Here is a 23,915-nt window from a genome sequence, read left to right as displayed (position 1 = left end):
TTCACATTACGCCTGCCTTCTTTATAAGTAAAACGATATCTCTCTAATGTGGTACCTGGGATTGGAAATCATTACGGCTGGATTGATCGGCATGGTACAAAACCACGTCCCCATCTTGCATCGACCAGCTTCTCCCCTGACCATCTACCGGGCTGTTATCAAAACCTTCCATTTGCCATTGATTCATCAACGGTGCATGAATATATTGCAGATGTGGTGCATTCGTATTACCGCTGCGCAAAGTTTCGATATTGAAGTTAACCACAATGTAACCGTCCCTCAGAAATACCGTTGCCTTCTCATCCAATTGATTTTGTCTGGCAAGTGACTCGAGATCGGTTCCTTTGGGCACTGCATATACATCTGCTGGCAAGCTATATTCCCCATACCAGCGCTGAATCGCTGCATTCGCCCGATCTACATTAACACTGGAGGGAATATCTGTTTTTGGGCCAATGAGTGTGCGGATCTGTGAAGGAAGAATCATCCAGTCATAATGACCTACCCACGTTTTATGATGAGAGGTCTGATCCACATAACGAACCATATGTTCCGCCATTGTACCCTGATTGCGTTCCTCCTCCGACAGTTCATAAGTATACTGGTAGCGCGCAGTATCACCTAACTCCATACCGGGTACATTCCGCAACCGTGAGTTCAGGACAACAAAACGTTTTTCTAAATCTTGTGCCGATCCGATACGAATGAGTCGATCCTGTCCTCGATGGTAGTATAAATCCACTTCTTGCCGGGTGGTGCCATCTTTACTCACAAAAGAGAACGTCGGCGTGATTCGGATACCATCCTGTTTCCCAAACATATTGCCCTTGGTCTTCAGATCAAACTTGAAATGGTAACCTGTCTTCACTGCAGCATTTCGGAAACCCTGTACCGGATGACTGCCGGGACGAATAGGCAGTACATAGGGAGCCAAGTTACCTCGGGGATCTCCGTCAATACCGTTTCCTCCGGTCCAATAGCTCACACCCGTTGGTTCCGGGCTGCCCATCCGCTTGCGGAACACATTCTCCCAGTTGTAGTCTGAAATATCGGTAATGTGAAAATCATACAACCTTCCGATAACCTCTACAGCAACGGTATCTGCTGCGACATGATGGTTCAGATTCGTATTGGCATCCTGTTGTTCTGTGAAGTTTGCCGGTGCATTTTCGGCGATATTACGAAACTCGATCTGGTAATTTCCTTCATCTACCCATACAGGAAGATAAAAAGGGGTGTCCAACTGATTTACCGGAATATCCACCCATGTCATGGCCGTAATAAACTGACTTCTGGCACCGTTATAAACATCGAATGGGAAACGAACCTGTTTGATCCGGAAATATTTCGCATAATCATGGTTTCCATAACCTGGGTAACTCGCTACATCCAGATGCTGCCCTGAAGTTGGGATCCGTACAATAAACGGACGCTCTAAAATAAGTGCAGCTCTGGTCGGATCAGGCGTAGTCTTCTGATTATGCGGCTGATCATCTGACACCCAGGCGTAGTTCACAACTGGAGTATGTACTGTCACCGAGTTGATGCCCAGAATAGGGAATTTCTGATCCTGCCCTCCGTTAACATTGCCAGGGAGAAGTCCATACGTAATCTCACCCGTGGTCGGCTGGTTAGCTTTGTTCAACAATGTGTTTTTGATTGTCAGCCGGTTCTGGTACAGAACATCGTCTCCGATCATGCCAGGCTGCGGGATCGTCCCAGGTCTTGAAGCTGTTTTCTCCACAGGAGCAGGATCAACAATCGTTGCTCCATTAAAGGTTACCTTGTCGTTATTAACGGTGTTCTCTCTAACCTCCGCTTCAGCTTCAGATTGAAACAATGACGTTTCATCTGGCGTAGAGGGTTCAGTAGAACCACCTGGGACCCCTTTGATGCCAAGATCAATTTCTCGACATGGTGCAGGTTTCACATGACTGGTAACCGCAGTATCCATAGCCGATTGCAAAATCGGTGGTGTATATGCATTGGGCATAAGGGTCACGGTATCACCATAACCGCCTAGCGCATAGTTAGATACCTTTGCCTCATTTAGCTTGTATACCTCCAGGTTGTCGATCTGCCAATAGCTATATGTCCGTGTTACTTGCATAGTTTTATCCCCGGGCACATCAAGTTCTTTGGGCTCAGGAGGTGTTCCTGGATCACCTTCACCACTAGACGCTCTTCCCGGGATCGTCCAGGTTTTATGATAAACCCTTTTCACTTTAACGGTGTAAGTCACCGTTCCTGTCATGTTAACCCAGCGGTGCTCAAACAGATATTCCTTGGCAAAGACATTGGCATAGAGATCTTCCGAAGTTGGAATACCACGAGTAACATCGAACTTCTCAGATCCACGATCGTCTGCCTTCAACACACCTCGGACAGACGGGTCCATAACCGATGCTTCAATAACCGTGCCTCTACTCGGTGGGCTGATGGTCACAGGGCAAGCGTTCGCAGGGTCGCCCCCCGGATCGCCATCATTACCACCTTCTCCATTATCCGTGCAGTCCTTCACCTCAAGCACCTGAGTCCCTTGTTCATTCAGTTGCTGAGCAGAATCAAGAAAATGAGCTTTTATGGTGGTGCTACCCACGATCCCTTTTGTCGTGATTTTGCCATCAGCACCAATCGTGGCTATAGTCGGATTCGAGCTCTGCCACGTCAATTTGGGATGAGCCGTCAGTTTATGAACAGAGCGATCCGGTTTGGTTAGAACGGCTTCTGCCTGTAGAGGTGTCGTATTGGCTTTACAAGCATTCGGCAGATTCACAACAAGTCCTGGCTCAGACGTGACTGTTATGGTGGCAGTATCCGAGATCAGATATGTACCATTGTTCCAGATCGCACGCACAGTGACCGTGCCCGGACTTTCGGCCGTTAACATCCCTGTTTTGAGCTCTATACTTGCAATCGTCTCGTCAGAAGAAAACCATTTGATCTCTGCCTCTCTTCGCGATACGTCGATGCCCCCATTAAAATCTGTTTCGCCATAATGTCTTGTGCTAACTTCGGCTTTCATCTGCTTTGTTTGTCCAATAGTCATAACCGAATCCGGTGTTACATCGATTTCTTTTTCTTCAACCAAATCACCTTCCCAGATGATATCCATTGGTGTATGGTAGGCTACCACTTGCTTGAGACAACCTTGATTTGTTCTACCACCGTTCTCATAATCATTCCACTCCGTTACTTGGTGTGAACCTCCTGTTTTGGTAATGATTTTTACTATGGTACTACCTTCTCTTATAACCGTAGTACCAACCCCAGTATAGAATAACTGCTTATTGCTTGTTTGATAATCTACACTCTTAATCCGAATGTTTTCTACCATTCGCTGTGTAATTCTTTGGGATTGGAACTCTGGCCAATGTTCAGCAGGCCACCTGGAAAAATCAACTTCGTTAGGTATTTCTTTCTCAGCCGGGAATGGTCTAGAGCATGAATTACTATTAAGGTTATCCGAGTAAGTTGGTCCATTAGTATGGTCTGCCCTGAAGCTACCATTATCAAGCTGATACCAATAAACACCTGGATTTGCTACCCTTTCTAACGACTGTATTGTATTAGATATTTCTTGTTTCTTGGGCCCATACGGATCCGAGCCTGCAGCTTCTATAGGCGATGAAAAATTCAAACACAGTATATTAAAAAGAAAAATTAAGATAACAATTAAAGATTCCTTCTCACCATGGACCCACAATAATACTTCACCACCATTTAATACTACTTACATATTTTGAATTTGTAGAACATTTTTACTTTTTTCGTTAAAGATATATGCCCCCCTTTTTCCATCCAAAACGGATGTGATCCAAAATCTCTTCTTTATATCTTTCTTAATCAATTCACTCGAACTCTCAGGGATAGTAACCAAGCCATTTTTAGAGGTTTGTTTAAGATCCAATCGATTAAATTGTAAAAAACCACTATATAGGCCGCCATTGAAGGTGATTAAATTGGATTTCTCAATTTTTGATGTAAAAGATATATCTGCAAAAGCCATATAATTACCTTTGAAAAGATGTGTCTCTGAACCAATAAATAATGGTGCATAGATACCTTTTGCTTTACCTTGGGTAACATCTATGACGATATATCTATGGAGTGTAACTACACCAGATTTATTGGATAAATTAATTTCTTCTTTTGATATATCACTTACTTTGACAGAGTTCTTAGTATAAAAATAATTACTAATCGTCGTTAAATTCGTACCCGTCGTACCGACCTCTCTCATCTCATTCAGGTCACTGTACTTCCCGGCGTCCGTGCCCTCCACATCCATGTAACGCAGTAAAATGGCCGATACTTCTGCACGAGTGGTGGAATCCGCAGGTTTTAATGTGCCATCCTGGAATCCACCGACAATGCCTGTCCCACGAACAAGGGCAAGATACGGAATCTGCTCGGCACGAATGGTACCGCGGTTCACTTCCGGTGTGGGGAGCAGCGTATTTTTTGTATCGTTAAAAGCATCCTGAAAGCTGGTTCCGGACTTAATCAGTCCATTGGCAATCCATTTCATCATCTCGTAACGCGTTAGCTCCGCATTTGGATTGAATCCTTTGGCGTAATCGCCAGCGTTAATGAACCCTTGTCCTACAAGCTGGTTAACCGCCGCTTCAGACCAATGTCCCTTGAGATCAGCAAAGGGATTCTGCCCCTCTACCTTCTCTAGTCCAGTCGCGCGGGCGAGTATTGTCGCATATTCCCCACGCGTGATTTTGCCATTGGGACGAAACGTTCCGTCCTGGTAACCAGAGATCAGATTTTTTTCATAAGCTTTGGCAATTGTCGCTTGAGCCCAGTGACCCTTGATATCTTTGAACTTGCTAAGAGCAGTATCACCTGTTCCCGATGCAGCATTCGCTGTTGACGTCAAATGTACGGGGCCAATCGGTAATAGTGTTGCTGCCAATACAGCTGTCGTTAACAACCCGACGATCCAACCGTTCCGTTTTTTCTTCTTCTCGTGTCCTTCAATCTGCTTCTTCAATCTACTCACGCTCCTATGTACCTTAGTATGGGGATGCTTTACTTGGTCAACCTAGTCATTTCTCTTCATAACCAAAACCTAAATTTGCCATAATAATCAATATTCTACCATGTTGTACTAGGCTATTGGTATTATTTTTCGTCCATCCCCATCACGTCAAGGCGTGCGTCCCTCCTTCCATAGACCCACTTCATTCGCTTAAAACACAAAAAAAGGCCATGAATCCGCAGATTCATAGCCTTATGCTTTAAGGGTGTGGTCTTTCTTATGATATTGGAAAAATGAACTCACTCATAGAATAAACCATATCATTCCATTTGATCAACCTTTTTTTATTTCAGCCAGCTTTATTTTCCGTTCAATTCCTTATAGGACGCTTCGAGTTCCGTGATCAATTGATCACCACCGGCTTTTCTCCAGCTTGCGATTTCCTGCTCCCAACCTGCATCATCGATTTTACCCATAATGTACTTGGTCTGCGCATCCCAGATCATCTGATCCAGCTCCTGACCACGCTCGGTATAGATCGCAGAAGACAATGTGAGTGCCGGATTTGCAATGGCATATTGCTCATTCTCACGCGCCATCTTTGTACCTTTCATACCAATGGGAACATCAACCAGTTCAGGCACGTTATAACCTTCAATGCTTAACAAATTATCCCGATATGGCTTTACTTCACGCTGATAAGCGTCAAAATCTTTGAGTTCGGTTTTCCCATCAGCAGTCTTGGTGTAGTGCACATCAAGTAATCCACGGAGCTGCAACGTGCTCAATTCCTCGTCCATTAACTGGTCCAGGAACGTGAGAACTTGTTTCAATTGCTCCTCATCCGTAACGGATGCTTTCGGGATGACCAGCATTCCGTAGTTTCCTGGCTCCCCGGCGATTCGAATACCATCGGTTCCCTGAAACGGAGCCACATCAATCTCTCCATCCGGAGCATTAGGCGTAAGCCGCTGCTGAGAGGACTTTCCGTTCTGGGCCACACCGTTAAGCTTCATGCCAACTAGACCCGAATCCATTTTTTTGTCCGCATCAGAAGGGTCCAGGGCAGGGAAATCACTATTAATCAGTCCTTCGCTGAACAGTCGCTTGAAGAGTTTCATTGTGTCCACATATTCGGTGGTCAAAAACTCCGGGGTCAGTTTCCCCGCATCATCCACACCCCATTTGTTGACACCGCCAATACTCACAGCAATCCGCGTCAGTGGGGAAGAGACACCCTCATTATACTTTTTGAAGAGCAGTGCACCGTACGTATCTTCTTTACCATTCCCGTCAGGGTCATCCTTGCGAATGGAGCGCATCACTTCATACCAGTCATCCAGCGTTTTTGGTATATCCAGCTTCAAGGTATCAAACCAGTCCTTGCGATATACGATCGCAGTCCGTCCAATATCCCGGAAGTTCGGAATACCGTAGACCTTGCCTTCAATTTTGATATTGTTAAAATAAGCTTCGGATTGGGCAGACAGGTTTTTATAATCCTTCAGGTACGGCCCCAGTTCCCAGAACAGTCCCGTTTTGGCGGCATTAAATGTTGTCGGCACATAATTCACACGCATAATGGTTGGCATCTCGCCTGAAGCAACCATAACATTCACCTTATCATCAAAAGCAGACTGCGGAATCCACTGTACATTAACATCCGTATTGGTATATTCCTCAATCTTCTTTTCAATCCCGTTCTCCTTGGCCGGTATATCACCTACCTGCATTAAAGAGATGGAAATGGGAAGTTTACCTTCCCCTGCAGCAGGTGCTTTTTCTCCCCCGCAACCTGCAAGCAATCCAGCGGACATTGCACCAATTACAACGATTCCGCCTAAACGGGACATTGGACCTTTTGGACTCATGAACCATCTCTCCTTTTGGATAAGGTTATGTACACAGACCACTCCGATGACAGAACAACCTTCAGGTCGCTGTTATCCCCAGATTTTTTGATTCCCTTTTATAAAGGGGAAAATCCGGGGATAAGCCTATGCTTCCGATGCAGCTTTCTTTCAGAAAGCTTTTAGGCGAACGCTTCGCTTCCTCAAGTTATTTCTGTCCTCTACGTTCTCATGTACATGTTAGTTGGACTTGTAAAGTTCAATCTCCACTCCTGCCAAAATGAACGGAGCGACCGACTTCGGATCATTGATCCGAATGGACTCGGTCACATAATACTCATAGGACCCGTCACGATACGGGCTTCCTCCGAGACCTGCTCCGCCATTACACTGCGTCAAGGAAAGTACGCCTTCACGGTCCGTTTGCAGCAGATGCTGCACCAGACCCTGATATCCTTTTTCAGCAATCGCTTTGAACTTGCCACTCAGATACCCTCTACGCACACCTTTGGCCAATGCATAGACAAACATCGAGGTCCCGGAAGCCTCCAGATAGTTCCGCTCACGTCCCGGTTGATCCAACAAATGTGGCCATAGTCCGGTCTGCTGATCCTGCACATGCACTAGTGCGTTTGCTACCCGTTCGAAGATACCCACAATCTGCCCTCGCTGCGGATGATCTACTGGCAGGTGATCCAATGTATCCACAACCGCCATCACATACCAGCCCATCGCCCGGCTCCAGACATGTGGAGAACATCCGGTTTCTCCCGAACTCCAGCGCTGCTCTTTGCTCTCATCCCAGGCATGGTACAAGAGACCGCTACGTGGATCACGTGTACGTTGCTCCACCAGCAAAAGCTGCAGAGCCGCCTTGTCAAACCACTTCTCTTCACCCGTCACTGCGCCATACTGGGTCAGATACGGAGTCGCCATGTACAATCCATCCAGCCACATCTGGAAAGGGTAAATCTTTTTGTGCCAGAATCCGCCTTCACTCGTATGTGGCTGTCCCTTAAGCTGAGTCATAAGCAAATCAGCAGCTTTGCGATACTTCTCTTCACCCGTTTTCTCAAGCAGCAGGAACAACGATTTCCCCTGATTGATCTGATCCAGATTATATTCCTCAACCGTATAGGATTGAATGGAGCCATCTTCCTGAACAAAATGATCCATCAACTCACGGATGTAGTCAAAATACTTTTGCTCCCCCGTGTGCGTATACAGCTCCTCCAGTGCTTTCAGCAGGCAGCCATTCTCATAATGCCAAGTGGAGTACAGCTCATGGTTGCGATAACTTTCCATGAACTGCTGTGCCATGCGCACCGATGTGAATTGCAGTGTTTCTTTCATGATCAAGCCTCCGCTTCTGGCTCTTATTGAGCCTGTTTTTTATAGTCTTCGGCATATTCCTCACGAATCTTGTTTCCACCAGCATTGCCCCAATTCTCGATTTCCTTTTCCCAGCCACTTTGATCGATCTTGCCCATAATGTATTTGGTTTGCGCATCTGCAATTACCTGATCCAGATCCGCCCCACGGTCGCCATAGGTCGGAGAGTATAACGTCAGCGCAGGGTTTGGCACAGCGTGCTCCGCCAGTTCCTTGGCAAGTGCCGTACCTTTTTCACCCAGTTCGGTATCCTTCAACTTCGGTACGTTATATCCTTCGACATAAGGCAGGTTGTCACGGTAAGGCTTCACTTCACGCTGGAATGCATCGAAGTCACTCATCTCCACCTGATCTTCGCCCACTTTGGTGTAATGTTTGTCTTCCATACCACGCATCAACAAGGTCGCCATCTCAGGGTCCATCAGTTTATCCAGGAAGGAGAGCAGGTTTTTGAGTTCTTCTTCCGATTTCACCGTCGATTTAGGGAATGCCAGGATTCCGGAGTTACCCGTCTGTCCTGCAACACGATCTCCGTTGGCTCCAAGCAAACCAGCGATGTCTACCACACCATCCGGATTGTTTTTGGACAAACGCTCTTGCTGACTTTTTCCGTTTTGAGCAACACCAACACGGATACCGACAACACCGGAATCATACTTTTTCTCCGCTTCCGTAGAGTCGAATACGGCAAAGTCTTGGTTAAGCAGTTTCTCATCGTACAAACGTTTCAGCAGATCCAGCACCTGCATATATTCCGGTGTCATGAATTCCGGCGTGAAGCTGCCATCATCCTCGACTTTCCACTTGTTAGGTGCACCGAAACTTACGCCCAAGCGCGTCGTGAAGGAATATTGGTCCTCATTATATTTTTTGAAAAGCATCAGTCCAAACGTATTATCCTGACCGTCTCCATCCGGATCGGAGGTTGCCAGTGTTTTGATCGTTTCATACCATTCATCCGGTGTGGTTGGCACCTTGAGATTCAGCTTCTCGAACCAGTCCTTGCGATAGATCACTGTAGCCCGCGCAATATCCGAGAATACAGGAACCCCGTAGATTTTGCCTTCTACCTTGATGTTGTCAAAAAAACGCTCGTTCTGTGCCGACAGATTTTTGTAGTCTTTCAGCAATGGGCCAACTTCCCAGAACACGTCATTGCGCATCGCGCTGGTCACCGTTGGGTTATATTGCACCTTCACAATTTTCGGCATATCGCTTGAAGCGATCATCACGTTAATTTTGTCATTATAGGCCGAAGCCGGAATCCACTGGATATCCAGTTTGGTATTGGTATACGCTTCAATCTTTTGCTGAACTTCATTGCCTTTGCTTGGTACATCACCCACCTGTGCAATGGCTATGGACACATTTTGTACGCCACCCTCGGCAGCCTGACCCTCGTCTGATCCGCATCCTGCCAGCAAACCTGTCACCAGTGCCAGTGTGCTCAAGACAGCTACGGCTTTCTTTTTTGTTGCTTTCATAACATGAAAACCTCCCTTTTTTATACAGTCATACTGAACTGACTTTGAACCATGTGACGACTCAACCTTTCACCGAACCCAGCATCACTCCTTTTGCAAAGTGCTTTTGCAGGAATGGATATACCAGCATAATCGGGATCGTGGAGAATACGATAACAGCCATGCGAATGGTAAGCGGCTGGATCTCGGTCTCTTCGATACTTGTGTCTCCGATTCGGCTCTGTGCCAGAATGACAATCTCACGCAGCCAGACTTGGACAGGCCACTTCTCACTATCGTTGATATAGATAACAGCGCTGAAGAAACTGTTCCAGTGGGCCACCGCGTAAAAGAGTGAAAATGTCGCCATCGCTGGCATGGACAAAGGCAGAACAATCCGGAACAATACGCTGACATCGTTACATCCATCAATTTTGGCTGCATCCTCCAGTTCGTCGGGAATGGCCTGGAAGAAGTTTTTGAGTACGATCAAGTTAAAAGCACTAATAGCAGTAGGCAACATCAGCGACCATAACGTATCCGTCAGGTGCAAGGATTTCACGACAAAGTATGTTGGAATCATCCCCCCACTGAAGAGCATCGTGAACAACACACCGAGCAAAATGGGCTGGCGTCCACGCAAATATCTTCTGGAGAGCGGATACGCCATAAGTGATGTAAACAGCAGGTTAATGAAGGTACCGATCACCGTAATATAGACCGATACACCCAGACTGCGAATCAAGGTATCTGTAGAGAAAATGTAACGGTACGCAGCCAGAGAGAACTCTTTTGGAAAAAGAATGAATCCTCCCTTAGCCACTTCATGTGGACTGGTAAATGAGACAGCCAAAATATAAATGAACGGGATGACCGTCACGATACCAATCAACAGCAGCAAGCCGTGATTCACAAAATCAAAGATCCGGTTGCCCCACGTTTTATCCTGTTGCATCTTAATGTTCACTCCTGTCTGGTGAAGAACGTCTGCCCCCAAAGGTTAGTAGACGCCTTCCTCCCCGAATTTTTTGGCCAGCGTATTGGCACCAAGGACAAGCGCCAGCCCGACAACCGATTTGAACAACCCGACAGCAGCACTATAACTGTACTGTGCCTGGGTAAGCCCCTTCGTGTACACGTAGGTATCAAATACCTCGCCCACATCCCGGTTTGTCGGAGTTAGCATCAGGAAGATCTGTTCAAATCCTGTATCCAGGAAATTGCCCAGACGCAGAATGAGCAAAATGACGATTGTACTGCGAATGGCTGGCAACGTAATGTGCCAGGTTTGGCGCCAGCGATTGGCACCATCAATCCGTGCAGCTTCATAGAGCTGTGTATCAACACCGGAAAGCGCAGCCAGGAAGATAATTGTGCCCCAACCAACTTCTTTCCAGATGGATTGTCCAACAATCATCGTTCGGAACCATCCGGGTTCAAGCAGGAACGCCACCTTTTGTCCAGTCAGGTTATAGAGCAATTCATTAATTGCACCACCCTCGGTTGTGAACAGCATGTAGAACACACCGACAACAACAACCCAGGAAACAAAGTGTGGAACATAGACGAGAGTTTGCACAAATCGTTTGAAGCGTTCACGACGAACTTCATTCATCATGAGTGCCAGTACAATCGGCAGTGGGAAAAAGAACACAATGTTATAAATGGCTAGCAAAAACGTATTCCGAAATAATGTCCAGAACTGCGGTTCTCCGAAGAAACGCTGGAAATGTTTGAAGCCTACCCAGTCACTTCCCAAGATGCCCTTGTAAGGCGTGTAATCCTGAAAAGCCATCGTGATGCCATACATGGGTATGTATTTGAAAATAACAAAGTAAAGCACACCCGGTATTAACATGATATACAGCCACCGGTTTTTGATAATGTCCCTCCACAGCAGGTTTTTGTCACTGCGGGTAGTGGGCCGTGTTCGAGCCGCCGTTTCGGCTTTCATATTGTCTTCCTCCCCACATTGGAAACGATTACAAAATATCACTTCCTGAATTCATGTCTTCATTGTGGAGGATAAACGAATGACTGGCTATCGTCTCGTTTTAGCCTTTTGTTTTTCCTTATGTAGCAAGGGTTTAGCTCATTTCCCTCACAGAATCTAAAGGCGCAATGAACTGCTTTCAACCTCCATATTCCTGTCTTAACTTTATGGAGGAAAGTGGTCTTCTTCCTTCATCCGAACATAAAAAAGCCTGCCTGCCATGGCGGGCAGAGCAGGTTGTTTTATCGCTGCTGCTCCCGGTACTTGCCGGGGGTTGTTCCTGTGATTTTGCGAAACGTACGGATAAATGCGGTTGGATTGGTATAGTTTAATTTCTCGGCAATCTCTGATATTTTAAGATTTGTTGTTTGCAGCCAGGTCTTCGCTTTTTCCATACGATACTCTGCAAGATATTCCGTAAAATTGACTCCAGCTTCCTTCTTGAATACCCGACTGAGGTAGACAGGGTGAAAATTAAGCTCAGCGGCACAGGCTTCCAGCGATAATTCACGGTCATAACGTTCCTCGATCAAGCGAATCATGCGTCTCGCAATATTCATGTATTGGGATTCTTCCTGTTCTCGCCAGAAACGGATGACGGGCAGGAACAGCCGCTTGCGGAACCAATTGGTCATTTCGTCCAATGTGGACAACTTCAGCAAATGTGACATGGATGCTTTTTCACCCAGTACTTCAGCCACATCTCCACCTTGCTCCTGCACAAGCTGATATACACGAGACAATAACTGAACCATAATGACGGGGTATTCACTGAAATGGAGCTTTTTGTCTGCAAGCAGCCCCAAATATTGCTTAAAGTAGGCGTCCGTCTTCTCCTCATCTCCTTGCTTGAGCGCAGACGCAAGCTGATCCTCAATCATACGTAACTGGGTATACAACGCGGCCTCCATCTGACCACGTGGCTGAATATCCTCGTAATGCAAAATAATACGGCTGCCCAGACTTACCCGGCCCTGCAGAGCCTCTCGGCTCTCTTGAACAGCTCTTGGCGTATCGCCGATACAAGCGTAGGAACGACTGATACCGATACTTACGGGCAGATTCAGATAAGTCACGACACGTTCGCGAATCCAGTCTGCCTGGGTATGCATCCATTCCTTCAGCTTCACCTCATCCGTGAGTTCGGAGGCAAGTACGGTGACCTGAGCATCATCCAGCATGACCGGGGTGAACCGAACTGCCGAAGGGAGTAGCTCACCTACCATATTGTTGACAGCAAACAGCAACAGATCGCGATCCTGTTCCTCATATCGTGTCCCTTCCAAGGTATCGATCTGGAGCATGAGTACGCCAAGATTTGCCCACCCTGTCGGGAAATCGTACAATTCTCCCTGATATCTGAAATCCTCTTCCGAGATTTTGCCTGTGAGCAGTTTGGTCATAAAAAACTCCTGGAGGTGCACATGCTGCCCCTTCATCTGCTCACGCATCGTTTTCTCCGAGCTGAACAAGGTTGACAATTGCTCCTCAATATAGATAAATTCATCCTGTCGGCGTCCTGACGGAGCAACTGGGGAATCCAACCCCTTCGTAAATTGCAGCAGTCTGGAGATCGGTGAGTACATCCGCCGACTGCCGTATATGGCGAACAATCCCGTTACACATAACATGACCAGTGTAGCGATACCGGTAACCAATGCAATTTTCTGTGACTGGGCCGTAATCTGTCCAAGAGATACAACGGACACGTATAACCAGCCATTGAGCGGAGATTGCCTATAACTAACCGCCACTTGATTACCTTCCACCTCCGCACTGAAGAAACCCTCTGACTGGGCCGTCGTTTGTACCATTTCCTGAATTTCCTTATTCAGCGCGTCATATTTCCCGCCTTGCTGCATATCGTTCAGAAAATACTTCTGCTCCCGATCCAGAACGTACATATCTCCAGAATTCGTATTTCGGCTCAAGTAGGTACTCAGTTCCGTATCGGCGATATCAATTACAAGAAATCCCTTCGGTTTCACATTGGTTGGTATCATCGGGATTTTGAATACCATACTGACCACATTATCCGATGATATAAGGGTAGGTGCCTGTTCGGGTGTTAGTTCACCCATACCTGCTGACACAGGTACACTTTCTTTGGCTGAACTGGCATTCTGAGTGACCCAGAACAGGCTGTTGGTATAACTTAGGTAGGAGCCAATTCGGTCTCGAATGCTGAAATCATCCAATTTGCCAAAAGAACGCATGGACACGACCCAATCTTCATCCAGATTAACCAGATAGGCTTGGTCAATGTTCGTAACCGCTTGCAAGTTGTTAAAACCGGATGTCAGATCACGAATCTCCTGAAACTCGCTGCTGTCTAGTGGTTTCTTCATCGCTTGTAGTACCAGGGGCGAATTAACATACTGGATGGATGATAATTGCAGGCTGCGCAGAACTTGTTCTACCCTCATTTGGGTCTGATGTAATATCTGAAGATTGCTCTCACGCACTTTCTGTTCAATGTCACGTGATGCAATCGTATACGAGACCGAACCAATAACAATGACCGGAAGGGCTCCGAGGATCAGGGTAAAGCAGAGCAAACGCAGTAAATACTTAGGCAAGAAGAGCATCCTCCTTTATACATATGTTCATTAAATTAAATCGCTTTCATTGGATTATTTTACTATTGTTATTTTAAAACCCATTCTTATTCAAGTCCACTCATTTATTCTAAAGGTTGACTTCAAACCAATTTCCAGTTTATATTGGTTGCATATTCCTCAATCAAAGGAGAGATTTTTAATGTCGGTGAATGTTCTTAACTAACCAAGTTTCATATTCAGGAGTTTGGCCTTTCATTGCGCTTGTGCCCATATGGCATACGTGTATTTCATGATGCGCCAGATCCCTGTACTTAGTTAAGAACAGCGGATATCATAAATCGCCTCCGGGATTGTAATTGTCCGGGTCTATTTCCGCGCTGAGTTCAGCGCGGATTTTTTAATATAGACCTGTAGTGGACTTTGCTTTCCCATATGTTTAGGGCGGAGAATGACGTTTGTTCATTCTCCGCCCTTTTTGCGTTTTCCAGGAATATGTTTCAGCGCATCAACTGAAATTACAATTCAAATTCAAGGAGAGATTACGCATGAATGAAAACACATTAAACAGTCTGGGTTATCCACAAATTCAAAAAAACGTTGCAGACTGCGCCCTGTCTTACCTGGGCAAACGTTATGCGAGAGAACTAAAACCGATGGTAGATGCTCACCTTATTCAGATTCGCCTGGAAGAAACTGCAGAAGCGGCTGCGTTGATTCGCTTCGGGGCCAGTATTCCCCTCCCTTCACTCGACGGAATGGAAACCATTATGGATCTGCTTGGCACCGGTTATCTATTCAGTGAACGCGACTTCAGTCATCTCGCTCAGTTCCTGCGGAGCTGTGCACAACTCATGAAGTACATGGAGGGCAAATCTGGGGCCGCTCCCACCGTCAGTCGTTATGCAGCATCCATGATTCTGATCGAACCTTTGCTGAGTGAGATTGAGCGCTGCATCCATAGTGGACGCATTCAGGATCAGGCGAGCAAGGAACTCATTCGTATTCGTAAAAAAATAACGGTCAATGCGGAACGCATGAAACGAAAACTTGATTCTCTGGTGAGTAAACATCGCTCCATTATGCAGGAACATGTCATCAGCCAACGGGGAGGAAGAACGGTTCTGCCCATTAAGAAAGAGTTCCGTAAACAGGTGAAAGGCAGTGTACTGGATGAATCCGGGAGCGGGCAAACCGTATATATCGAACCTGTTGAATTAGTAAGTTTACAGATGGAATTGGCCGCTCTACAAGCGGAGGAGTCCCGAGAGGAGATGAGAATTCTCGGTGATTTAACCTCCCTGGCCGAATCATATAACCGTGAAATCGCACTGAACACCGAAACGGTAGGTGTATTGGACTTCCTGTTTGCCAAAGCCAAATATGCGGCCACCATGGACGGACGTACCGTTCGAGTTAATACTCAGGGCCACATTAGCCTTCAACGTGCACGTCATCCGTTCATGGGTTCTTCCATGGTTCCCCTTGATTTTGCAATCGGCAAAACGTACTCGTCGCTCATTATAACGGGCCCGAATACAGGGGGTAAAACGGTCGCACTCAAAACACTTGGTTTGTTAACCCTGATGATGCAATCGGGTTTGCTTATTCCGGTGGAGGAAGGTGGCGAGATGGCTGTTTATAACGAGGTAGCGGTTGATATTGGTGACGGGCAGAGTTTGGAACAAGCGCTCAGTACATTTTCCGCACACATTCGCAATATGATTGGCATACTGGAACAGGCCAATATGTCAACTCTGGTGCTCATTGATGAGATGGCTTCCGGCACAGATCCCGGTGAAGGTGTGGGACTTTCTATCGCCATGCTGGAGGAACTTCACAGCCGCGGAGCAACCGTTGTGGCAACAACACATTTTGGTGAAATCAAACATTTTGCAGCTGCCACGCCAGGATTCGAAAATGCCCGTATGGAATTTGACACCGTTTCTCTCCAGCCGCTGTATCGATTGCGTATCGGAGAAGCTGGTGAGAGCTATGCTTATTCCATCGCATTAAAGCTGGGCATGCCACAGCGAATTATCGAGCGATCCAAGTCCCTGTCCGATCAAAGTATTTCAAGAGATCGTACATTCGTGTTCACATCACCTCCTTTGGAAAATCCAGCCCTGACGCCTGATCGTTCCGTTGCAGAAGCAGAAGGCCCAGCAGAGTTATCCAGGAGGAACCAGTCAAAGGATTCAATCGGTCCCCACAAAAAGACAAAAACTAGAGTGTCGGATTCTCCTGCTCCTGCCAAAACTTTTCGCAAAGGGGATCGGGTGTATGCGGCCTATCTTAATCAGTCGGGCATCGTCTGTGATGTCGAGGATAGCCGTGGAAATATCGGGGTCATGCTGCGAGGACGCAAAGTCAAAATCCATAAGAAACGCCTGACCCTGCATATATCAGCCGATGAGCTTTATCCGGGTGACGATTATGACTTGGACATTGTGCTAGAAACAAAGGAAAATCGAAAGAAGCGTAAGTTGATGGGACGCAAACATGTGGAAGGCCTACAGATCGAATTACCGCCTGAAGAATAGCCGATGGGAGAAACAGATGTGGTGAACTGGAAGTCATATATACAGAGCGAAATCCATAATCACCGGCACATTTCTGTTATACTGGGGACCAGTATGTTTAACTTCAGCTCGTAGCTATTGCACAGGGAGGGAAGAACTGAATGTCTGCAGAACAAGACGATCAAGAGCACATCCATATCGATGTTCTTGTCTGCCCATTATGCGGGGAAACTAATCGCTGTTCCTATGCCGCAGGACATCCTCATTCGGAATGCTGGTGTAACCGGGCTACTTTCCCCGAGGGTGTGTTTGACCGCATTCCGGCAGAGCAGCGCCGAAAATCGTGCATATGTCAACGTTGTTTGGACGAATATGCCGATAAAAGCCAACCAAAAGAAGAGCCACACAGTTAACAACTGTATGGCTCTTCTTCATTATGCCTCATCTATACTGTTAGCTGGCTGCCACTGCTCTTACATTTGGTTATACTGGGCAACAGCCTGTTCAAGCACCGGATGATGCTCATCCATGGACGTATAATGATGCAGTACAGCTGTAATCCCCTTCTGGCGGATCATGTTCTGCAGTTCAACTGCTTCCGGATCATCAGAGACATCGAACTTGCAGGCTGCTGCCATACCCATAGCCAGATAAGTCGTATCAGTTCCATCCGCATAGGCCTGAAGGGCCGGGCGAACCAGACGATCATTCGGAGACAACTTGCGCAGCGGAGAACGACCAACACGAGTAACCTCATCGGTGAGATACGGGTTGACGAACCGTCCCAATATTTTGACAATATACTGCTCATGCTCTTCAGGGTTGAATGCAAAACGCTTCACCAGAACTTTTCCGGTTTCCTGCAAAGCACCGTAGACAATGGATTTCACCTTTTCGTCGGCAATAGCCTTCTGAATCGTGTCATACCCGTGCACATTACCTATATAAGCTGCAACGCAGTGTCCTGTATTAACAGTGAACAGCTTCCGTTCGATATACGGCTCCAGATCATCGACATATAGAATGCCCTCAACCGGTTTGAATGCAGGAGCCATCTGGGAACGATCCACCACCCACTCGTAAAAAGGCTCCACCTGTACATGCAACGGGTCTTCATGATGCTGAATAGGCACTATCCGGTCTACGGCTGAATCTGGAAAATAAACGTATTGATCCGCAAGGGAACGTACCTTTTCATCAAGCAGAGCATATACATGCTCTTTCAACTGTGTACTGGCTCCAATGGCGTTCTCACAAGCAATAATGTGAAGAGGGTTTTGAGCAGGACCGGAATTCAGTCTTTTCTCAAGTCCTTTCGCAATGCCTGGTGCAATATGTTTCAGCACACCCACACCCACTGCGGTTGTAATCAGATCAGCTTCCACAACGGTTTGGGCAACCGTCTCCAGTTGGGTTCCATCGATTGCATTTACGCCTGTGACGGTCTCCTGATCCTTGCTCTCGTTAGCCAGTTCCACCGTATATTGCCCCCGTTGCTGGAGAGCTGTAACCAAGTTCTGATTCACGTCGGAGAAAACCACCTCATAGCCCGCACGGGACAGAATCAAGCCGATAAATCCGCGTCCAATGTTACCTGCGCCAAAGTGTAGGGCCTTCATAGCTCCATTTCACTTTCCAGAATAGCGATAACTTCTTCAGCAGTTTTAGCCAGACGCAGGGCCTCCATATTCTCATCTTCAGCACAGATCACCGCGATGCTAGTCAGGATCTCCATATGTTCCCCGCCTTGAGCCGCGATACCAATGACCATATAAGCCTTTTCTTCGCCAAAATCAACACCCTGTGGATACTGAATGACAGAGATACCTGTGGATAAAATGAAAGCTTTGGATTCCTTCGTACCGTGCGGAATAGCCAGGCCGTTCCCTACATAGGTCGAGACAATCTCTTCCCGTTCAATCATCTTTTCAATGTAATCAGCGGTAATATGTCCCGCATCCTTCAGAATCTGTCCTGCCATGCGAATCGCTTCGTATTTGTCCTGAGCCGTCGCATTCATGATGACTTTATCTGTTGTTAACATACTCATAATGGTTGACCTCCAATTTCGGTTTTACTGCGATAAAATCCAACAAGTTCCTGGGACAGGTAATGAATGAGTTCATCCCTAATTCCCTTTTCCAGCAATGTAATCATTTCTTCCTGCAATAACAGTGCGCTGATCTCACTGAGAACCTCCAGGCTTTCCTTGGATAATTCTCTGGGACCGAGCATCAAGAGGACATGGGTAACTCCTGCCGGATCATCCGGCGTACGAAGGAGTGGCTCAGTGAGCTGAAACAAGCTAATGGACGGCCTGTAGATCCCCTCACTGCGTGTATGAAACAGCGCAAGTCTTGTGCCGGGAATCTTCTGACTCCCCACTGCCTCACGTGCCTCCAACCGTTTTGCGATCTCCCCCGGTTCCTTTAGCACACCAGATCCATGGAGTACGTTGCACATCGCATACACCGTTTTATAGAACCCGATGTCCTGATTATCCAGCGGGTACACCTGAAACTTGCCAATAATTCGGACGATTTCAACTAAAATAGCTTCCATTCCATCAGGGTCAGAGTATCGACTTGTCGTCTGAACCTCTGCTTCACGGGGCTTATTATGCTGTCGTTGTAATGTTGTTGTTCGGATAAAATGACGCAGACGTTCGCTCTCTTCTGCCGTAAGCAGTGGACTCACTTTGTAATACTGATGCTCATCCATCGGCAGATCAACAGTAGATAAGACCAGATCATATTGATCTGTAGGTATCCGGGCAGCCTCGTACCAGGACACGCTATCCATGATCCGAATCTCGGGAATCTCCTTGGATAATCTGCTGGAAAGCATGCGTGATGATCCAATTCCGCTTGTACACACGATGATCGCCCTGATCTCCCGTTTCAATGCACGTAACCTCTCGATGGAAGCTCCAAAGTGCATAACCAGGAAACCAATCTCCTCATCCGGAACTTCTGTACCTGGCCAAGCTTGCCCCACAGATTTTTTGACCTCTTCAAAGAGGGAATCATAATCCTTGCGAATCTGCTGCAAAAGCGGATTACGAATCATCTGTTGTCCTTCAATTCGCTCCATGACAGGTTGCATATGACCAAGCAGACCTTCACGAAGCAAACGATCCTCATGAAAGGCGTAATGCGTCCTCGCCTGCATCTGATCAATCAGTGAATGTACCCTGTCCAGTAAAATCAAGTCGTCTATTGGCAACAGCCGCGAAGAGTGAATCCGCTGCTCTGTCTCAACTAATAGTCTGTGAAAATAAGCTTGCTCATCTTGGGAGAATGTCAGCCCCAGCTGGGTCGATAACACACCACACAAGCGGGAAGCCATATAAGGTGGAACCTTCATCTCATCCTGCTCTGCAACTGCATCTCCCGTGTTCTCTCGTGGAGACATACGGCCAATGCCAATGCCTTTACGAATACGTACAACCGCTACGGATAATTGAATCAGCAGCTTCATGTATTGGCGTTCCGGGATGTTCTCCAGCCATTCGATGTCTGGTTGCCATAACGCATTTTCGATCGTAAGCACATCACCGTGTCCAATCATATCCAGCAGTTTTTGGTTTACGATGGAGCCCCCTTGTTCAGGTTGTCTTCCGAACAGGTCGGACTCATCCAGAAATTCCAGTGCAAGTGCAGCTATGGCTGTGCGATGAATCGTCTCACTTCCATTAATCTTGACGCCATATCCACGTCTGCGAACCAGCTTCAGTCCCGCCTGACGAATCCGTGACTCCAGATCGTCCAGATCAGTGGTTACGGTGGATACGGTCACTTTCAGATCCGAGGCCAGGGCGAGCAACTTTACAGGCTCCGGTTCATCAAGCAGGATGCAAAGCATGAAGAGCTTACGCTCTTCCGGCGTAAACTCTACATATTCTTTACCCTCTAGTTGCTGGCGCAATATAGCCAGATCATCGGAACCAGCATCAATTCGGATACCGGTTCCTGATTTTTTTTCCAGCCTCATGCCCAAAGGTTCAAGCCATTGTTCAATCATTTGCAGCTCCCGGTGAACTGTTCGGGTACTGACCTTAACTTCAACGGCGATTTCGCCGGCAGTGACTTCATGTGGATGCTCCAGCAGAAACTCCACGATTTCACGTTGTCTTTTGGTAATACTCATATCTCAGCCTCCGGCTCAGGGAAAACAAATGCGTACAATTACTTTAGACGTTCAACGAGCGCATCGTATTCCGGGCTTTTTAGGAAGTTGTCGATGGATATATGTTCTGCGTTCGGCGCAACGGAGCGGGCACGATCGGTTAATATTTGTTGTGTGATTACCACATCTGCATCCGGCGGGATATCACTGATAGCCGTATTGGTCACCGTAACGTCAATCCCCTCTGCCTTCATCTTCTTGCGTAGAATGGAAGCACCCATGGCACTCGACCCCATCCCTGCATCACAGGAGAAGACAATTTTCTTCACGTCTGTTTTGACTGTAGAAGAAGCCATATCTGCGGCTCTGTCTGCTTCACGATGATTAGCCGTAATGCCAGCGTTTGGCACGGTTCCTTGACTCTTCATGTCTTTCATCCGACTGGATGCGGACTCCAGATCTTCGTCCTTTTGTTTACCCGTTTTCAGCAACACTGCTGCTACCAGGAAGGAAACGACGGCTGCTACAAGCACCCCTGCAAGCATTGGCAGGTATCCACCTTTCGGTGTTAAGAGGAAATACGCGATAATACTACCCGGTGATGGTGCTGAAACAAGTCCTGCTCCGGTGAGCATAAATGTTAATGTACCTGCGACGCCACCCGCAATTGCGGCAAGAATCAGAATCGGTCTCATCAAAATGTAAGGGAAGTAGATCTCATGAATTCCCCCGAAGAAATGAATGATAACGGCACCCGGTGCAGAAGATTTGGCCATTCCGCGTCCGAAGAAACAGTAAGCAAGCAAGATACCAAGTCCCGGACCCGGGTTCGATTCAAGCATGTATAACACGGATTGCCCTAATTCTCTTGCTTGATCTGTTGCAATTGGTGTTAGAATCCCGTGGTTGATTGCATTGTTCAGGAACAATACTTTACCTGGTTCAATGATTAGGTTGACCAGCGGCAGCAAACCAAGATTCATTAAGCCTTGTACCCCGGCAGATAATACTTTGCTAATTGCTTCTACAGCAGGCCCGATGCCCAGTAGCGCAAAAATCCCCAAGATCCCGCCAATAATACCGGCTGAGAAGTTGTTAACCAGCATTTCAAATCCGGCTCTAACTTTACCTTCAATCGATTTATCAAACTTTTTGATGATCCATGCTGCCAGTGGTCCGGCAATCATGGCACCTAGGAACATCGGGATATCACTACCCACGATGACCCCAATGGTCATAATGGCACCCACGACACCACCACGCTGACCATGCACCATCGTACCCCCGGTGTAACCGATTAACAGTGGCAGCAAATATTTGATCATCGGATCGACTAGCTGTGCCAGTGTCTCGTTAGGGAACCAGCCTGTTGGAATGAACATGGCCGTAATTAATCCCCAGGCGATGAACGCTCCCATATTCGGCATGACCATACCACTCAGGAAACGGCCAAAACGCTGCACACCTACCCGTAGCCCACCTTTGGAATTGGACGATTGGTCCAAATTACTCATTGTATTATCCTCCTTGGATCAAGTGATTATGATTTATGAAAGGGGTATCATTTCTCCCCTGCTGTAATCCTAAGCGAGAATGCTCTCCTGTTCAATGAAATGAAAGCGTACTTTCGTCATGAACAATGATGACAACATTAGGTTATGTAATCGTTTTAATCGATGCATAATGGCTGAACCCATTGGTACACAAGGTTTTTCTTGCCTATGACTTTTATCATTTCCAGAGTCATTTTCTAACCTATAGCTTGGTCCAATCAGATGATTTACATCCACAATCTGCTCAAATCTACATTCAAAACCATTCTTGGAAAGCACAAAAAACCTGTGCAAGCATCCGGCTCACACAGGTCGAAACAATATGAAACTCATTTCATTTGCTTATAAAATATATGTTAATAAGTACAAGTTCGTTGATACTATTCTTCCGTATGTTTACGATACGCGTCTGCATTCATCAATGTAGACAATGCTGCTGTCAGATCTCCCTCAACACGAATCTCAATCATCCAACCTTCCTCGTAAGGAGAGCTGTTCACAAGTTCAGGGGAGTCCTGCAACGAATCATTGACTGCAATAATTGAACCTGTGACGGGAGAGAACAAGTCGGAAACCGTTTTGACCGATTCAATCGTTCCAATGCTGTCCTCTGCTTTTACATTGGTTTCAAGGTCAGGCAATTCCACAAACACAATGTCACCCAGCTGATGCTGCGCGAACTCGGTAATGCCAATACGTACAGTATCCTCCCCTACGGTTTGCACCCATTCGTGCTCTTCACTGTACAGGAAATCACTTTTCAATTCGCTCATCAATATCCGCCTCGCTTTTCATTAAATGAGTGCATGCGTTCTTTGACCTTAACCTTTTTCCCAGAACATAGCGTATGATATTTTTGATTAAAATGTCAAGATACCTCACAATTTATTTATTGATCACCTCTAAATCCTGTAACCCGATTACACTCTTTCTTCATATACTGGTGAATATTAGAATAGTAAGCGCAGTCTTTTTAAATACACGAACAATAAAATTGAAACCAAATTAAATATTCGGTTTTTAATTATAATCTATGACATCGTTCTTGACATCGGTAGTGGATTCACGTTTTAATGAGAGGAGTAAATGTGTTTATTGGACTATGTTATACCCGCGGATGAATGTAAAGGGAGAGATTACCCGTGACACCCGATTCGGGATGTACATGAGGTAACGCCGAAGGAGTAAACCACCGATAAGCGGGGGTGAATCTCTCAGGCAAAAGGACTTTTACGGGACGCAACTCTGGAGAGCATCTATTCGCCCTGTGCGGGCGTTATGATCACCCAAGGGGAAACCTGCTGCACAACGCAGCGGGGTAACTCTCAGGTACAAGGGACAGAGCCTTAGAATACAGCGTGCTACTTGGCATGCCGATTCTTTGGCCTGTCCTTTTCCTTTTTCCCAAAAAACGAAAAACAGGATGTAGAACGGCGCTGTCATAGCTGCCTTACCATACTTATCTA

Annotated in this window: 15 protein-coding genes and 1 riboswitch; of the genes, 2 read left to right on the top strand and 13 right to left on the bottom strand. The window is 46.7% G+C overall.

The features are described 5' to 3' along the window. Positions 1–43 precede the first annotated feature (43 nt). The 8 genes from BLS69_RS00530 to BLS69_RS00495 form a co-directional block, all read right to left on the bottom strand. Positions 44–3,337 carry a DUF5704 domain-containing protein gene (locus BLS69_RS00530; protein WP_256332190.1) on the bottom strand — a complete coding sequence of 1,098 codons (3,294 nt, stop codon included), beginning with the start codon at positions 3,335–3,337 and terminating at the stop codon, positions 44–46. Between the two features lie 396 nt (positions 3,338–3,733). Then, positions 3,734–5,002: an S-layer homology domain-containing protein gene (locus tag BLS69_RS00525; protein WP_091027737.1), complete on the bottom strand. Its 1,269-nt coding sequence runs from the start codon at positions 5,000–5,002 to the stop codon at positions 3,734–3,736. 347 nt (positions 5,003–5,349) lie between these two features. Further along, positions 5,350–6,861, bottom strand: coding sequence for an extracellular solute-binding protein (locus tag BLS69_RS00520; protein ID WP_091027735.1), 1,512 nt, complete (start codon positions 6,859–6,861; stop codon positions 5,350–5,352). Positions 6,862–7,080: 219 nt separating this feature from the next. Further along, on the bottom strand, positions 7,081–8,193 hold the full coding sequence (locus BLS69_RS00515; RefSeq protein ID WP_091027732.1) for a glycoside hydrolase family 88/105 protein: 1,113 nt from the start codon (positions 8,191–8,193) through the stop codon (positions 7,081–7,083). Positions 8,194–8,216: 23 nt separating this feature from the next. Continuing rightward, positions 8,217–9,716 (bottom strand): extracellular solute-binding protein, encoded by a 1,500-nt coding sequence (locus tag BLS69_RS00510; RefSeq protein WP_062835837.1) that lies wholly within the window; start codon positions 9,714–9,716, stop codon positions 8,217–8,219. A gap of 61 nt (positions 9,717–9,777) precedes the next feature. Then, positions 9,778–10,650 carry a carbohydrate ABC transporter permease gene (locus tag BLS69_RS00505; protein WP_062835838.1) on the bottom strand — a complete coding sequence of 291 codons (873 nt, stop codon included), beginning with the start codon at positions 10,648–10,650 and terminating at the stop codon, positions 9,778–9,780. A 45-nt stretch (positions 10,651–10,695) separates the two neighbouring features. Continuing rightward, complete coding sequence (locus BLS69_RS00500) at positions 10,696–11,649, bottom strand: ABC transporter permease (protein WP_091027730.1); 954 nt, start codon at positions 11,647–11,649, stop codon at positions 10,696–10,698. Between the two features lie 281 nt (positions 11,650–11,930). Then, complete coding sequence (locus tag BLS69_RS00495; RefSeq protein ID WP_176872517.1) at positions 11,931–14,267, bottom strand: AraC family transcriptional regulator; 2,337 nt, start codon at positions 14,265–14,267, stop codon at positions 11,931–11,933. 527 nt (positions 14,268–14,794) lie between these two features. Between BLS69_RS00495 and BLS69_RS00490 the strand changes: the two genes are divergently transcribed. Both BLS69_RS00490 and BLS69_RS00485 read left to right on the top strand, forming a co-directional pair. Then, on the top strand, positions 14,795–16,789 hold the full coding sequence (locus tag BLS69_RS00490; protein ID WP_091027724.1) for an endonuclease MutS2: 1,995 nt from the start codon (positions 14,795–14,797) through the stop codon (positions 16,787–16,789). A gap of 140 nt (positions 16,790–16,929) precedes the next feature. Then, entirely contained in the window at positions 16,930–17,181 is a 252-nt protein-coding gene (locus BLS69_RS00485) for a cysteine-rich CWC family protein (RefSeq protein ID WP_091027721.1), read from the top strand. Positions 17,182–17,241: 60 nt separating this feature from the next. Here the strand turns inward: BLS69_RS00485 and BLS69_RS00480 are convergent, their stop codons facing one another. The 5 genes from BLS69_RS00480 to gcvH all read right to left on the bottom strand — a co-directional run bounded on the left by BLS69_RS00480 (position 17,242) and on the right by gcvH (position 23,222). Continuing rightward, positions 17,242–18,387 (bottom strand): mannitol-1-phosphate 5-dehydrogenase, encoded by a 1,146-nt coding sequence (locus BLS69_RS00480; protein WP_091027720.1) that lies wholly within the window; start codon positions 18,385–18,387, stop codon positions 17,242–17,244. Continuing rightward, positions 18,384–18,818 (bottom strand): PTS mannitol transporter subunit IIA, encoded by a 435-nt coding sequence (locus tag BLS69_RS00475; protein ID WP_017686856.1) that lies wholly within the window; start codon positions 18,816–18,818, stop codon positions 18,384–18,386. Before BLS69_RS00475 ends, BLS69_RS00480 begins: the two co-directional genes overlap by 4 nt. Next, on the bottom strand, positions 18,815–20,917 hold the full coding sequence (locus tag BLS69_RS00470) for a BglG family transcription antiterminator (protein WP_091027717.1): 2,103 nt from the start codon (positions 20,915–20,917) through the stop codon (positions 18,815–18,817). The genes BLS69_RS00475 and BLS69_RS00470 overlap by 4 nt, the downstream gene beginning before the upstream one ends. A gap of 38 nt (positions 20,918–20,955) precedes the next feature. Then, positions 20,956–22,410, bottom strand: a complete 1,455-nt coding sequence (locus tag BLS69_RS00465) for a PTS mannitol transporter subunit IIBC (protein ID WP_091027715.1) — start codon at positions 22,408–22,410, stop codon at positions 20,956–20,958. Between the two features lie 419 nt (positions 22,411–22,829). Then, the gene (gene gcvH, locus BLS69_RS00460) at positions 22,830–23,222 is read right to left on the bottom strand and encodes a glycine cleavage system protein GcvH (RefSeq protein WP_047844042.1); all 393 of its coding nucleotides are present in this window, start codon (positions 23,220–23,222) and stop codon (positions 22,830–22,832) included. Positions 23,223–23,566: 344 nt separating this feature from the next. Further along, positions 23,567–23,689, top strand: a riboswitch (glycine riboswitch). The last annotated feature ends 226 nt before the right edge of the window (positions 23,690–23,915 follow it).

This window comes from Paenibacillus sp. CF095, from assembly GCF_900101225.1.
Taxonomy (GTDB): Bacteria; Bacillota; Bacilli; order Paenibacillales; family Paenibacillaceae; genus Paenibacillus.
The sequence above is the reverse complement of the archived record's forward strand: the minus strand, read 5'-3'. Positions and strand labels throughout refer to the sequence as shown.